The 14,990-nt window shown below is 57.5% G+C and carries 11 protein-coding genes; 7 read left to right on the top strand and 4 right to left on the bottom strand.

Going from position 1 to position 14,990, the window contains the following annotated elements; genetic code table 11:
* The first annotated feature begins 45 nt into the window (after positions 1–45).
* From feoA to feoC, 3 genes are read left to right on the top strand one after another with little or no spacing between them, the layout of a single operon-like run.
* A complete protein-coding gene (feoA, locus tag IM314_RS19490; protein ID WP_006177893.1) occupies positions 46–273 on the top strand; it encodes a ferrous iron transporter A in 228 nt (75 codons plus the stop codon).
* Positions 274–303: 30 nt separating this feature from the next.
* Positions 304–2,622: a Fe(2+) transporter permease subunit FeoB gene (gene feoB / locus IM314_RS19485; protein WP_193359268.1), complete on the top strand. Its 2,319-nt coding sequence runs from the start codon at positions 304–306 to the stop codon at positions 2,620–2,622.
* A 12-nt stretch (positions 2,623–2,634) separates the two neighbouring features.
* Positions 2,635–2,871, top strand: a complete 237-nt coding sequence (feoC, locus tag IM314_RS19480; RefSeq protein ID WP_041911908.1) for a [Fe-S]-dependent transcriptional repressor FeoC — start codon at positions 2,635–2,637, stop codon at positions 2,869–2,871.
* 33 nt (positions 2,872–2,904) lie between these two features.
* Here feoC and IM314_RS19475 read toward each other — a convergent pair whose 3' ends face one another.
* Complete coding sequence (locus IM314_RS19475) at positions 2,905–3,174, bottom strand: YdgH/BhsA/McbA-like domain containing protein (RefSeq protein WP_028014676.1); 270 nt, start codon at positions 3,172–3,174, stop codon at positions 2,905–2,907.
* Positions 3,175–3,285: 111 nt separating this feature from the next.
* Positions 3,286–4,059 (bottom strand): pimeloyl-ACP methyl ester esterase BioH, encoded by a 774-nt coding sequence (gene bioH / locus IM314_RS19470; protein WP_193359269.1) that lies wholly within the window; start codon positions 4,057–4,059, stop codon positions 3,286–3,288.
* Between the two features lie 36 nt (positions 4,060–4,095).
* Here bioH and gntX point away from each other — a divergent pair, with 36 nt between their 5' ends.
* The 3 genes from gntX (at position 4,096) to gntT (ending at position 7,039) form a co-directional block, all read left to right on the top strand.
* Positions 4,096–4,779, top strand: coding sequence for a DNA utilization protein GntX (gntX, locus tag IM314_RS19465; RefSeq protein ID WP_045259366.1), 684 nt, complete (start codon positions 4,096–4,098; stop codon positions 4,777–4,779).
* A gap of 61 nt (positions 4,780–4,840) precedes the next feature.
* The gene (nfuA, locus tag IM314_RS19460) at positions 4,841–5,416 is read left to right on the top strand and encodes a Fe-S biogenesis protein NfuA (RefSeq protein ID WP_003861601.1); all 576 of its coding nucleotides are present in this window, start codon (positions 4,841–4,843) and stop codon (positions 5,414–5,416) included.
* Between the two features lie 306 nt (positions 5,417–5,722).
* The gene (gene gntT, locus IM314_RS19455; RefSeq protein WP_028014680.1) at positions 5,723–7,039 is read left to right on the top strand and encodes a gluconate transporter; all 1,317 of its coding nucleotides are present in this window, start codon (positions 5,723–5,725) and stop codon (positions 7,037–7,039) included.
* 59 nt (positions 7,040–7,098) lie between these two features.
* Here gntT and malQ read toward each other — a convergent pair whose 3' ends face one another.
* Together malQ and malP are read right to left on the bottom strand one after the other, a co-directional pair.
* Complete coding sequence (gene malQ / locus IM314_RS19450; protein ID WP_193359270.1) at positions 7,099–9,180, bottom strand: 4-alpha-glucanotransferase; 2,082 nt, start codon at positions 9,178–9,180, stop codon at positions 7,099–7,101.
* 9 nt (positions 9,181–9,189) lie between these two features.
* Entirely contained in the window at positions 9,190–11,583 is a 2,394-nt protein-coding gene (gene malP, locus IM314_RS19445) for a maltodextrin phosphorylase (RefSeq protein ID WP_045631441.1), read from the bottom strand.
* A gap of 585 nt (positions 11,584–12,168) precedes the next feature.
* On the opposite strand from malP, the gene malT reads away from it, so the two are divergent.
* On the top strand, positions 12,169–14,874 hold the full coding sequence (gene malT, locus IM314_RS19440; protein ID WP_047367202.1) for an HTH-type transcriptional regulator MalT: 2,706 nt from the start codon (positions 12,169–12,171) through the stop codon (positions 14,872–14,874).
* Positions 14,875–14,990: the final 116 nt, after the last annotated feature.

Below are 14,990 nucleotides of genomic sequence, written 5' to 3'. Positions count from 1 at the left end.
ATCATCGCAGTGTAGATTATTTAACCTCTCGTGGAATCAGGCATTATGCAATTCACTCCAGACAGTGCATGGAAAATTACCGGTTTTACCCGCGAAATTAGCCCGGCCTATCGGCAGAAGCTGCTGTCACTTGGCATGCTGCCCGGCTCATCATTCCAGGTCGTGCGTGTGGCGCCGTTGGGCGATCCTGTTCATATCGAAACCCGGCGCGTAAATCTGGTTCTGCGCAAAAAAGACCTCGCATTAATTGAAGTTGAATCTTTATCCCGTTAACAAGCCAGCGGTTTCGGTGGGTCTAATACAATGAAAAAATTAACTATTGGCTTAATTGGCAATCCTAATTCCGGCAAGACAACCTTATTTAATCAGTTAACCGGCGCGCGCCAGCGCGTGGGAAATTGGGCAGGCGTAACGGTTGAACGTAAAGAAGGCCAGTTCGCGACAACGGACAATCAGGTCACCCTGGTTGACCTTCCCGGCACCTACTCCTTAACCACGATTTCATCCCAGACTTCGCTCGATGAGCAAATTGCCTGCCACTACATTCTTGGCGGCGACGCGGATCTGCTGATCAACGTGGTCGACGCTTCGAACCTCGAGCGAAACCTTTACCTGACGCTACAGCTGCTGGAGCTGGGGATCCCCTGCATCGTGGCGCTCAACATGCTCGACATTGCGGAAAAACAAAAGCTGCGCATCGACGTCGATGCGCTCTCCGCGCGCCTGGGCTGTCCGGTGGTTCCGCTGGTCTCGACCCGCGCTCGCGGTATCGACGCCCTTAAGCTGGCGATTGACCGCCACGCGGGAAACCGCGACGTTGAGCTGGTGCATTACGCCCAGCCGCTGCTGCGCGAAGCCGAACGGCTGGCGCAGGAGATGGACAGCAGCATGCCTGCAAAACAGCGGCTGTGGCTCGGCCTGCAGATGCTGGAAGGGGATATCTACAGCCGCGCCTATGCCGGACATGCGGCGGATAAGCTGGACGTGGCCCTCGCCCGTCTCAGCGACGAGCTGGACGATCCGGCGCTGCACATCGCCGATGCGCGTTATCAGGCCATTGCGTCAATTTGCGACGTGGTCAGCAACGCCCTTACCGCAGAGCCCAGCCGCTTCACGGCGGCGGTGGATAAGATTGTGCTCAACCGCTTCCTCGGTTTGCCCATCTTCCTGCTGGTGATGTACGTGATGTTCCTGCTCGCGATTAACATCGGTGGCGCGCTGCAGCCGATTTTTGACGCCGGTTCTGTCGCGGTCTTCGTACACGGTATTCAGTGGGTAGGTTACACCCTGCACTTCCCGGAATGGCTGACCATCTTCCTTGCCCAGGGGATTGGCGGCGGTATCAACACCGTGCTGCCGCTGGTACCGCAGATCGGCATGATGTATCTGTTCCTCTCGTTCCTCGAAGATTCCGGCTACATGGCGCGCGCCGCCTTCGTGATGGACCGCCTGATGCAGGCGCTGGGGCTGCCGGGCAAATCGTTCGTTCCGCTGATCGTCGGCTTCGGCTGTAACGTGCCGTCGGTAATGGGCGCGCGCACCCTGGATGCACCGCGTGAACGACTGATGACCATTATGATGGCGCCGTTTATGTCCTGCGGCGCGCGTCTGGCAATCTTTGCCGTCTTCGCGGCAGCCTTCTTTGGCCAGCAGGGCGCGCTGGCGGTCTTCTCGCTGTACGTGCTGGGCATCGTGATGGCAATCCTGACCGGCTTAATGCTCAAGCACACCATCATGCGCGGTGAAGCGTCACCGTTTGTAATGGAGCTTCCGGTCTATCACGTTCCGCATCTGAAAAGCCTGGCGATCCAGACCTGGCAGCGCCTGAAAGGCTTTGTGCTGCGCGCCGGTAAGGTGATTGTTATTGTCAGTATTTTCCTGAGCGCGCTGAACAGCTTCACCCTCACCGGTCAGGCGGCAGATAACATCAACGACTCTGCCCTCGCCTCCGTCAGCCGCGTCATCACGCCGGTCTTCAAACCGATTGGCGTACAGGAGGATAACTGGCAGGCGACCGTGGGCCTGTTCACCGGTGCGATGGCGAAAGAGGTGGTCGTCGGGACCCTGAACACGCTCTACACCGCAGAGAACATTCAGGAGCAGGAATTTAACCCGGCGGAGTTTCACCTCGGTGACGAACTGCTGGGTGCCGTAGAGGAGACCTGGCAGAGCCTGAAAGAGACCTTCAGCCTGAGCGTGCTGGCTAACCCGATTGAGGCCAGTAAAGGCGACGGCGAAATGGCGACCGGTGCCATGGGCGTGATGGGCGAGAAGTTTGGCAGCGCGTCCGCAGCCTACAGCTACCTGATCTTCGTTCTGCTCTATATTCCGTGCATCTCGGTGATGGGGGCGATTGCCCGTGAGTCCAGCCGCGGCTGGATGGGCTTCTCCATTCTGTGGGGGCTGAATATCGCCTACTCGCTGGCGACGCTGTTTTACCAGACCGTTAACTTCAGCCAGCATCCGCGCTACAGCCTGGTCAGCATCCTGGCAGTCATCCTGTTTAACGTGATTGTGATTGGCCTGCTGCGCCGGGCGCGAAGCCGCGTTGATATCAACCTGCTGGCGACGCGTAAAACCCCGGCCACCTGCTGCAACAGCCCGGCTGGCGACTGTCACTAAGGGGAAAAACAGATGGCATCGTTGATTCAGGTTCGTGACTTACTGGCATTGCAGGGACGCATGGAGGCAAAACAGCTCAGCCTTAGCCTGCATACGCCGCAGCCGATGATCGATGCCATGCTGGAGCGCCTGGAAGCCATGGGTAAAGCCGTGCGGATTCAGGAAGAAGCGGAGGGTTGCCTCTCCGGCAGTTGTAAAAGCTGTCCGGAAGGAAAGGCCTGTCTCAGGGAGTGGTGGGCACTGCGCTAATAAAGCCGGGCATTGCTGCCCGGTTTTATCGTATTACTTATAGACGTCCGCAGTAGCGCGTACGTTTTTGGTCTGTTTTTCTGCGCTGGTGACGACGAAGTATGTCCCGCCCAGCTCATCCGCTTTCTTCGACAGCTCTTTTCTTGCATCCATCGGCGCGGTGGTGTCAGACGTAGAAATCTCACCAATTTTCGTCAAATTCATCCCGGCAACTTTATCTTTTTCCAGCTCTTTTGCCGCAAAAACGCCAAATGACAGTGACCCAATAACCAGAGAAGTGACAATACCTGTAACAAGTTTCATAGCCTGACTCTCCATAGGATTGTTGTTTTGATCATCGTAGGCAGAACAACCGCAACGACATCTGGAGTATGGTTGCGGTGTGTAACTTTTTCCAGGCTGGATAGAAAATAATCAGTCTAAACGTTGACTTAACGCAACCAACGCTGAACAAAATTCCGTCGGATGAGAGATAAACGGCGCATGCGCGGCTTTTGCTATGACCTGTGATTCGCTGTCCGGCCAGAGGGAATCCAGAAGTGGGACCACTTTGCGCGACACCAGCCCGTCGAGATAGCCATAGATGCGCAGGTGCGGCATGCTCAGCCCGGCCAGCGGCTCGCGCAGATCGGCCGTTTTCAGGATCTCCAGACCGCCGTTAAGCACCTCAACGTCCGGCATCGGCAGGGAGAGCACCACCTGCTTTAACGCTCTGGCATCCTGACGCGCGGTTTCGGTACCCATTGTCTGCAAGGCGAGGAATCGCTCGACGGTCCGCTGGAAATCGTCGCTCAGCTGCTGCTGGAAGCCCGCCAGAACGTCAGGTTTGATGCCGGGCCACGCCTCTTGCGCGCTAAAGCATGGCGACGAGGCCACGGTGACCAGCGCCCTAACGCGCTCGGGCCAGGAGAGCGCAATCTGGCTTGCCACCAGCCCGCCCAGACTCCAGCCCAGCCAGATGGCATTTTGCGGCGCGGCGTCTATAACGTGCTGCGCCATTTCATCAAGCGACATCGCGCCAAAGCCACGGCTGCGACCATAGCCCGGCAGATCAACCAGATGTAACGTAAATTGCGAGGCAAGTTCCTCGCTTATGCAATGCCACACTTCCGCATTCAGGCCCCATCCGTGCAGCAGCACAAGATGGCAATTTCCTGTCCCTACGGTCTGCCACCACAGCGTCTTCATCAGTTACTGTTCTCTTTTTTCACATGGAGGTTGCACATGCTAACAGTGCCTGGCTTGTGCTGGCTATGCAAAATGCCGCTTGCCCTCAGCGCGTGGGGCGTCTGTTCCGTCTGTACGCGTTCGCTGGAAAGGCGTATCACAACCTGCCCGCAATGTGGTTTACCGGCGGCGAACCGCGATTTGCCCTGCGGCCGCTGCCTGAAAAAATCCCCGCCGTGGAGCGCGCTGGTGGCCGTGGATGATTATGTTCCACCGCTGAGCGGGCTTATTCACGCCCTGAAGTTTTCCGGCCAGAGTTCGCTGGCGCAGCCCCTTGCCCGCCTGCTTTTGCTGGCCGTTTTACAGGCGCGACGAACCCGCGCTTTGCCGAAAATCGACATGGTGGTGAATGTCCCCTTATACCGACGCCGACACTGGCGGCGAGGCTATAATCAAAGCGACCTGCTCTGCCGCCCGCTCGCCCGGTGGCTGGGCTGTCGCTACGATGCCAGCGCGCTTACCCGCGTTCATGCCACCGCCATCCAGCATCAGCTCAACGCCCGGCTTCGCAAAAGGAACCTGAAAAACGCCTTTCGCCTTGAATTGCCGGTCCACGGCCTCCATATCGCCATCGTGGATGACGTCGTCACCACAGGCAGTACCGTTGCTGAACTTTCCCGACTGCTTTTGCAAAGCGGCGCCGCGTCGGTTCAGGTATGGTGTCTGTGCCGTACCTTGTAGCCCTTCTTCAATGGGCGTATGATTATACCCAGGTAATTTAGTCAACTATTAGGCCAAAGCTATGATCCGTATTTCCGATTCTGCACAAGCGCACTTTGCCAAACTGCTGGCAAATCAGGAAGAAGGGACGCAGATCCGCGTGTTTGTGATCAATCCAGGCACTCCGAATGCAGAATGTGGTGTCTCTTATTGTCCTCCGGACGCTGTGGAAGCAACTGACACTGCCCTTAAATTTGAACAGCTCACCGCTTACGTCGATGAACTGAGCGCGCCGTATCTTGAAGATGCGGAAATCGACTTTGTCACCGACCAGCTGGGTTCTCAGCTGACCCTGAAAGCGCCAAACGCCAAAATGCGTAAAGTCTCTGACGATGCGCCACTGATGGAGCGCGTTGAGTATCTGCTGCAGTCCCAGATCAACCCACAACTGGCCGGCCACGGCGGTCGCGTTTCCCTGATGGAAATCACGGAAGACGGCCTGGCGATCCTGCAGTTTGGCGGCGGCTGTAACGGTTGCTCCATGGTCGACGTGACCCTGAAAGAAGGGATCGAGAAGCAGCTGCTGAACGAATTCCCGGAACTGAAAGGCGTGCGCGACCTGACAGAGCACCAGCGCGGCGAGCACTCTTACTACTAATTCAGTACCCGTCTGTATTGCCCGGTAGCGCTGCGCTTACCGGGCCTGACTCCCTTGCCTTCCCCCTCTATATGTTGACCTGCGTCTCATAATTCAAATTTTGCCTCACCGGGTGATTCTCAACCACGATATGTTACCCGTATCATTCTCGTGGGCACTCAACACCCTTATAACAGCCGACTAAACTTAACTGTTTCGCAGGCATCAGTATGAGTGCCGTTAACCACTCTGTTCCCAGTTGGGACAACCGGAATTTGTCGTTGAAACAATGACGTTACCCATAACAATTCAAAGGCCAGGTAAATCATGCCATTAGTCATCGTTGCTATCGGTGTTGTGTTATTACTGCTCTTGATGATCCGCTTCAAAATGAACGGATTTATCGCTCTGGTTCTGGTGGCACTTGCAGTCGGTCTGATGCAGGGGATGCCGCTGGTTAAAGTTATCAGCTCTATCAAAGCCGGTGTCGGCGGCACGCTCGGCAGCCTGGCACTGATCATGGGCTTCGGCGCCATGCTCGGTAAAATGCTGGCGGACTGCGGGGGCGCGCAGCGTATTGCCACCACGCTTATCGAAAAGTTTGGCAAGAAGAACATCCAGTGGGCGGTGGTGTTAACCGGTTTTACCGTCGGTTTCGCGCTGTTCTATGAAGTGGGCTTCGTGCTGATGCTGCCGCTGGTGTTCACCATCGCCGCCGCGGCCAACATCCCGCTGCTGTTCGTGGGTGTGCCAATGGCTGCTGCGCTGTCCGTGACCCACGGCTTCCTGCCGCCGCACCCGGGTCCAACCGCCATCGCCACCATCTTCCACGCCGATATGGGTAAAACCCTGCTGTTCGGTACGATTCTGGCGATCCCGACCGTAATTCTGGCAGGCCCGGTATATGCCCGTTTTCTGAAAGGCATTGATAAGCCTATTCCGGAAGGTCTGTACAGCGCCAAAACCTTCACTGAAGAAGAGATGCCAGGCTTTGGCGTCAGCGTCTGGACCTCGCTGGTACCGGTGATCCTGATGGCAATGCGCGCCGTGGCGGAGATGATCCTGCCGAAAGGCCACGCTTTCCTGGCCGTTGCCGAGTTCCTCGGCGACCCGGTGATGGCAACGCTGATTGCGGTATTGATTGCGATGTTCACCTTCGGCCTGAACCGTGGCCGCTCCATGGATCAGATCAACGACACGCTGACCTCGTCCATCAAAATCATTGCCATGATGCTGCTGATTATCGGCGGTGGCGGTGCGTTCAAGCAGGTGCTGGTCGACAGCGGCGTGGACAAATACATCGCTTCCATGATGCATGAAACCAATATCTCTCCAATCCTGATGGCGTGGTCTATTGCTGCCGTGCTGCGTATCGCGCTGGGTTCTGCAACCGTTGCGGCGATTACAGCGGGCGGTATCGTTGCGCCACTGATTGCCACCACGGGCGTCAGCCCTGAGCTGATGGTTATTGCGGTAGGCTCCGGCAGCGTGATTTTCTCTCACGTGAACGATCCGGGCTTCTGGCTGTTCAAGGAGTACTTCAACCTGACCATCGGTGAGACCATCAAGTCCTGGTCAATGCTGGAAACCATTATTTCGGTCTGCGGCCTGGTAGGGTGTCTGCTGTTGAATATGGCTCTCTGACTCTCCTGCTCGATCGGTTCCCTCTCCCCTTTGGGGAGAGGGCTAGGGTGAGGGGCAAATTACGACTTCTTACCCACCGCCTTTCTGCGCTTATCCAAATCCTTAATCAGCCTGTTCACCCGGTCATCGGCAAACATCGTCTCAAGCGTTGTGGACAGCTTGCGGCGCCAGTTCTTGTACTGATAGCTGGTGCCCGGAACGTTCACCGGCTCCGCCATATCAATCCAGTCTTCCGGCTGCAGGCCGAGCAAAGCGCTGTTGCTGTCGGCAATATAGCGCTGCAGGCCACGGTTGAGCGTTGAGGTCATTGCCATCAGCGACGCCTTATGTCCGGCACGCTTCGGCAGACAGCCATGCTTGTGCAGCGCGTCCAGCAGCCCCTGCTTCGCCAGCTCGCGGTCCTGATACAGTCCGCGCAGAACCTCTTCATCTGGATAGAGGCCCAGCGTTTTGCCGAGGGTCAGATCGCCGCTTTCCCAGTAGCCTCTGAGCGTAGGAAGATCATGCGTCGTCGCGACTGCCATTGACTGTTCAGGGTACGCTTTCGGCGCGCGGAAGGTTTTCTCATGGTCGTTTTCAAAATAGAGCACTTTGTAGGAATAAACCCCGCTGTCGCGGAGCTTGCTGACAATTTCCACCGGCACGGTACCGAGATCTTCACCGATCACCATGCACTGATGACGTTTACTCTCCAGGGCCAGGATCGACAGCAGATCGTCCACCGGATACTGCACGTACGCCCCGTGATCGGCCGTTTCACCGTACGGGATCCACCACAGGCGCAGCACGGACATCACGTGGTCGATGCGCAGCGCCCCGCAGTTCTGCATGTTCGCGCGCAGCAGGTCGATATACGGCTCGTAGGCGCGCGCCGCCATCACGTGCGGATCCATCGGCGGCAGGCCCCAGTTCTGACCGAGCGGGCCGAGGATATCCGGCGGCGCGCCGACGGATGCTTTCAGGCAGTAAAGCTCACGGTCACACCAGGTTTCCGCGCCGCCTTCCGCCACGCCCACGGCCAGATCGCGATACAGGCCGATCGGCATTTTATAGCCCTGGCTCACCTGCCAGCAGGCGGCAAACTGGCTATACGCCAGCCACTGCAGCCACAGGTAGAAGTCCACCTCGTCGGCATGATTTTTACAGAAGGCTTTGACTTCAGGGGTATCCACGGTCTGATACGCTTCCGGCCAGACCGGCCAGCCCCAGCGCATTTCGTCCTCTTTCACCTGATACGCGTGCAGCGCATCAAATGCCGCCTGCCAGTAGAGGCTTTCACCTTCCTGCATCACGAACTGGCGGAAGGCCGCCATCTGCTCGTCGTCGCGCTTCGCAAAGCCTTTCCACGCCAGGCGCAGAGCCGCCATTTTCAGCGCGGTCACGGAGGCATAATCTACCCAGTCCGCATCGCGGGCCTGCTTCAGCAGCTGCTGGGTGGTCTCAAGCTTCCACCACGCCTGCGCCTCTTTGCTGTTTTTGAAATCGTCTAACGCGTTAACGTCGATGTAAATCACGTTCAGCCAGCGTCGGGAAGACGGGCTGTACGGGCTCGCGCTTTCCGGGTTGGCCGGATAGAGCGCGTGGATCGGGTTGAGGCCGATAAACGCGCCGCCGCGCTCACCAACAGATGCCAGCATCTTTTTCAGATCGCCAAAATCGCCGATGCCCCAGTTGCTGTCGGAACGCAGCGTATAGAGCTGCACGCAGGCGCCCCACAGCTTTTTGCCTTCGAGCAGCGCCTGCGGCTCATAGCAGCGTTTTGGCGCGACGATCACCCGGCAGTGAAAACGCTGTTCGTCCTGGGTGAGCGTCAGGCTGTGGTAGCCCTCCGGCAGCTTTGCCGGAAGGTTTAACGTTTTGCCGCCGGTGGCGTGGCCTTTGTGCTGATGCCCCTCTTCGGTGGTGAGCAGCCAGCTAAACTCGCCACGTCCCTCCACCGCCAGCGGCATCTTTTTGCCTGCGGTAAAGACCTTCACGTTTGGCACCGGAGCAGCCGACGCGTTCGCGTCGGTTTTGTGCATGGCATCCAGCAAACGTCTTTTGGTGTCCGCACCAATAGACTGCGGTTTGCCGTGCGCATTGATGTAACTGAGGCTAATTCCCGCCGCCTGCGCGGCACTGTCCAGACGTTTACTCTCCATCGCGCTTCCTTAGCGTTTTGCCTGCCAGATACGGGCCTGATAATCACGGATTGAGCGGTCAGAGCTGAACATGCCGCAGCGCGCGGTGTTCAGAATGCACGCCCGGGTCCACGCCTCCTGGTCGAGGTACAGCACGTCGACCTGTTTCTGCGCTTCAACGTAGGCCGTGAAGTCCGCCATCACCAGGTACGGGTCGCCACCGTGTTTGTCCATGCTGTGCAGCATCTGGTCAAACGCGTGCTTGTCGCCATCGCTGTATTTGCCGCTTTCCAGCTCCTTCAGCACCGCATCCAGCACTTTGTCTTTTTTACGCCATTTCACCGGGTCGTAGCCTTTGGCCTTGATGGCTTTCACTTCTTCAACAGTATGGCCGAAGATAAAGATGTTCTCTTCACCGACCTTCTCGGCGATTTCGACGTTCGCACCGTCCAGCGTGCCGACGGTCAGCGCGCCGTTGAGCGCCAGCTTCATGTTGCCGGTACCGGACGCTTCTTTCCCTGCGGTCGAGATCTGCTCGGAGATATCCGCCGCCGGGATCAGCATTTCCGCCGCCGAGACGCAGTAATCCGGCAGGAACACGACCTTCAGCTTGTCGCCCACTTTCGGATCGCTGTTGATCGCCGCCGCCACTTTATTGATGGCGAGGATAATGTTTTTCGCCAGGTAGTAGCCCGGCGCCGCCTTCGCACCGAACAGGAACACGCGCGGCACGCGGTCGGCCTGCGGGTTCTCGCGGATCTCTTTGTACAGCGCCAGAATATGCAGCAGGTTCAGGTGCTGACGCTTGTACTCGTGCAGGCGTTTGATCTGAATATCGAAAATCGCGTTCGGGTTGATCTCAATCCCGGTACGCATTTTCACAAACTCCGCCAGGCGAACCTTGTTCTCCAGCTTGATCGCGCGGTACTGCTCGCGGAATTTCGCATCGTCGGCGTATTTTTCCAGGTTAATCAACTGGTCCAGATCGTTGGCCCACTCTTTCTTCAGGGTCTTATCCAGCAGGCCGGCCAGCAGCGGATTGCACTGCTTGATCCAGCGACGCGGCGTAATGCCGTTGGTCACGTTGTGGAACTTGGTCGGCCACAGCTGGTGATATTCCGGGAACAGATCTTTCACCACCAGATCGGAGTGCAGCGCCGCCACGCCGTTAACGGCAAAGCCGCTCACCACGCACATGTTCGCCATACGCACCTGTTTGTCGTGCACCACCGCCAGCTTCGCCCAGACGGCTTTGTCGCCCGGCCAGGTTTTCTCCACCAGCGCTTTAAACTGGTCGTTAATCTTGTTGATGATCTGCATGTGGCGCGGCAGCAGCGTTTTCACCAGCTTCTCATCCCAGCACTCCAGCGCTTCCGGCATCAGGGTGTGGTTGGTATAGGCGAAGGTGCGGCTGGTGATGGCCCAGGCGTCGTCCCAGCTCAGCTGATGCTCGTCAATCAGCACGCGCAGCAGTTCCGGGATGGCAATAGTCGGGTGCGTATCGTTAAGCTGAATGACTTCGAAGTCCGGCAGTTGCGCCAGCTTGCGGCCCGCCAGGTGATGGCGACGCAGAATGTCCGCCACGGAGCAGGCGCACTGGAAGTACTGCTGCATCAGGCGCAGCTTTTTACCCGCCAGGTGGTTATCGTTCGGATAGAGGACTTTGGTCAGCTTCTCGGCGTCGATCCCCTGCTGCTCGGCACGCAGGAAATCGCCGTCGTTGAATTTGGTCAGGTTGAACGGATGCGCGTGCTTCGCCTGCCACAGACGCAGCGGCTGCGCCACGCCGTTACGGTAGCCGAGCACCGGCAGGTCCCAGGCTTCGCCGGTAATAATGAACGCCGGTTCCCAGAGCCCCTGCTTCGTCACTTTCCCGCCGATGCCGACCTGCACGTCCAGCTGCGCGTTGTGGCGGAACCACGGGTAGGTATTGCGATGCCAGTCGTCCGGCGCTTCCATCTGGTGGCCGTCGGCAAACGACTGACGGAACAGGCCGTACTGGTAGTTCAGGCCATAGCCAATCGCCGACTGGCCGACCGTTGCCATAGAGTCAAGGAAACAGGCCGCCAGACGCCCCAGTCCGCCGTTGCCCAGCGCCGGGTCGATCTCTTCTTCCAGCAGGTCGGTCAGGTTAAGGTCGTGCTCTTTCAGCACATCACCCACCTCCTTATACCAGCCAAGGTTCAGCAGGTTGTTGCCGGTCAGGCGGCCAATCAGGAATTCCATCGAGATATAGTTAACGTGACGCTGGCCTTTGACGGGCTTCGCCACGGGCTGAGCATCCAGCTGCTCTGCGAGCGCCCCGCTCACCGCCTGCCACCACTGGTGAGGCGTCATCTCGTTTGCAGCATGAAGGCCAAAACGCTGCCACTGACGCGTCAGGGCAGCCTGGAATTGAGCTTTGTTGAAGGTAGGCTGTGACATAAGGGATCGGCATCCTTTAGAAAGAAAACACAAGTTGGCGCTAGTGTGCCTGGCTCATTTCACCTCTTCCTCCTCCCGTGGGGGATTAGACAGGGAGGAGTAGCGGGGATGAGCGTAAAAGTGTGATCGAGGCCACTCTGAGAGCATAGCCGGAGTGTGCCCGGAAGATAAAAAAGTAACCGGGGAGAATGTCAAAGAAATGAAATGCGGTTTTGGATGAAATTAATCCACGCGGAAATGATTGCTTACGGAGAATAATATTTCAGCAATCGGGTCCTGCCTAAGGAGATTATTAATCTCACTCAACTTTACCCGAAGTTTATTAAATTCGACGTCATTATACCTTTCTGAAACCAGTTTCAGCCCAGCCTCATGACATCCATACAAGCCAGCATTGACGCGGCATCAAAGCCTTTTCAAAAAAGTTCCAGTACTGGCCGGAATGTTTTGTGACAGAGTGCAAATTCAGAGCCACAAAAGCCAGACATAACTTGCAATAGTTCTCTTTCTGACCGACCTTATAGCTATTAATTACGAAGCGCAAAAAAAATAAATTCTCTCGTTCCCCACAGTGAAGTGAAACCTATGTTGATTCCGTCAAAATTAAGTCGCCCGGTTCGTCTTGACCATACAGTGGTCCGCGAGCGTCTGCTGGCTAAACTTTCCGGCGCGCATAATTTCCGACTGGCGCTGGTTACGAGCCCTGCAGGTTATGGAAAAACAACGCTCATTTCACAATGGGCCGCAGGTAAGAGCGATCTTGGCTGGTACTCTCTGGACGAGGGCGATAACCAGCAAGAGCGTTTTGCCAGCTATCTGATTGCCGCTATTCAACAGGCAACCAACGGACACTGCGTCGCCAGCGAGGCAATGGTGCAAAAGCGCCAGTACGCCAGCCTGTCCTCCCTTTTCTCTCAGCTGTTTATCGAACTGGCCGAATGGCATCGCCCGCTGTACGTGGTGATTGATGACTATCATCTGATCACGAACCCGGTTATCCATGAGTCGATGCGCTTCTTCCTGCGCCACCAGCCGGAAAACCTGACCCTGGTCGTGCTGTCACGCAACCTGCCGCAGCTCGGTATTGCCAACCTGCGCGTGCGCGATCAGCTTCTGGAAGTGGGCAGCCAGCAGCTGGCCTTTACCCACCAGGAAGCGAAACAGTTCTTTGACTGCCGCCTGACCTCACCCATTGAGGCCTCCGAAAGCAGCCGCCTGTGTGATGATGTCGCAGGCTGGGCCACGGCGCTACAGCTGATTGCCCTTTCTGCCCGGCAAAACAACAGCCCGACGCACCAGTCTGCGCGCCGTCTGGCCGGCATCAACGCCAGCCATCTTTCGGATTACCTGGTGGATGAGGTGCTGAACAGCGTCGATCCGTCCACCCGCAATTTCCTGCTGAAAAGCTCCCTGCTGCGCTCCATGAACGACGCGCTGATTGTGCGCGTAACAGGCTGTGAGAACGGTCAGCTGCAGCTGGAAGAGATTGAACGTCAGGGCCTGTTCCTGACGCGCATGGACGACCCCGGCGAGTGGTTCAGCTATCACCCGCTGTTTGGCAGCTTCCTGCGCCAGCGCTGCCAGTGGGAGCTGGCAACGGAATTGCCGGAAATCCACCGCGCCGCCGCTGAAAGCTGGATGGCGCAAGGCTTCCCGAGCGAGGCCATTCACCACGCGCTTGCCGCCGGTGACGCCAGCATGCTGCGCGATATCCTGCTTAACCACGCGTGGGGGCTGTTTAACCACAGCGAACTGACGCTGCTGGAAGAGTCGTTGAAAGCCTTGCCGTGGGAGAGCCTGCTGGAGAACCCGCGCCTGGTGCTGCTCCAGGCCTGGCTGATGCAGAGCCAGCACCGCTACAGCGAAGTGAATACCCTGCTGGCGCGCGCCGAGCAGGAGATGGAAAGCGAAATGGATATCACCCTGCACGGCGAATTTAACGCCCTGCGGGCGCAGGTCGCGATTAACGACGGCGATGCGGATGAAGCGGAACGGCTGGCGATGGTCGCGCTGGATGAACTGCCGCTGGCGAATTTCTACAGCCGGATTGTGGCTACCTCGGTGCACGGCGAAGTGCTGCACTGCAAGGGCGAACTGACGCGCTCCCTTTCGCTGATGCAGCAAACCGAGCAGATGGCGCGCCGCCATGATGTGTGGCACTACGCCCTGTGGAGCCTGATTCAGCAAAGCGAGATTTTATTCGCACAGGGGTTCCTGCAGGCCGCCTGGGAAAATCAGGAAAAAGCGTTCCAGCTGATTCGTGAACAGCACCTGGAACAGCTGCCGATGCACGAGTTCCTGTTGCGTATTCGCGCTCAACTGCTGTGGGCATGGTCGCGTCTGGATGAAGCAGAAAGCTGCGCCCGTCAGGGTGTGAACGTGCTCTCTGGCTTCCAGCCTCAGCAGCAATTGCAGTGTCTGGCCCTGCTGGTGCAGTGCTCGCTGGCGCGTGGCGATCTGGATAACGCCCGCAATCACCTTAACCGTCTGGAAAACCTGCTCGGCAACGGTCAGTACCACAGCGACTGGGTATCGAACGCCGACAAGGTTCGGGTGATTTACTGGCAGATGACGGGGGACAAAAAATCCGCCGCCAACTGGCTGCGCCAGACGCCTAAACCGGAATTTGCCAATAACCACTTCCTGCAAAGCCAGTGGCGCAACATCGCCCGCGTGCAGATCCTGCTGGGTGACTTTGAGCCTGCCGAAATTGTGCTGGAAGAGTTAAACGAAAACGCCCGCAGCCTGCGTCTGATGAGCGACCTGAACCGCAACCTGCTGCTGCTCAACCAGCTTTACTGGCAGGCGGGCCGCAAAAATGACGCCCAGCGCGTGCTGCTGGAAGCCTTGCAGCTGGCGAACCGCACCGGGTTTATTAGCCACTTCGTGATTGAAGGTGAAGTGATGGCGCAGCAGCTGCGCCAGCTGATTCAGCTCAACACGCTGCCGGAGCTGGATCAGCATCGCGCCCAGCGAATCCTGCGCGAAATTAATCAGCATCATCGCCACAAGTTTGCGCATTTTGACGAGAACTTTGTTGAACGCCTGCTGAACCACCCGGAAGTGCCGGAGCTTATTCGCACCAGCCCGCTCACCCAGCGCGAATGGCAGGTGCTGGGACTGATCTATTCCGGATACAGTAACGAGCAGATTGCCGGTGAGCTGGCGGTGGCGGCAACCACCATCAAAACGCACATTCGCAATCTGTATCAGAAGCTGGGCGTGGCGCACCGTCAGGACGCGGTGCAGCATGCGCAGCAGCTGTTGAAGATGATGGGGTACGGAGTTTAGTTTTGTACGGCCTGATGCCCTCACCCCGGCCCTCTCCCACAGGGCTGAGGAATCCCCAGTAATTTTTTCCTGAAGCGATGAACATTGCTTCAGAGAAATGAATAACTTACAGCGAT

This window comes from Enterobacter cloacae complex sp. P42RS (assembly GCF_014930595.1).
In the GTDB taxonomy this organism is placed as follows: domain Bacteria; phylum Pseudomonadota; class Gammaproteobacteria; order Enterobacterales; family Enterobacteriaceae; genus Enterobacter; species Enterobacter bugandensis.
This window is presented reverse-complemented; position numbering and strand designations above follow the sequence as displayed.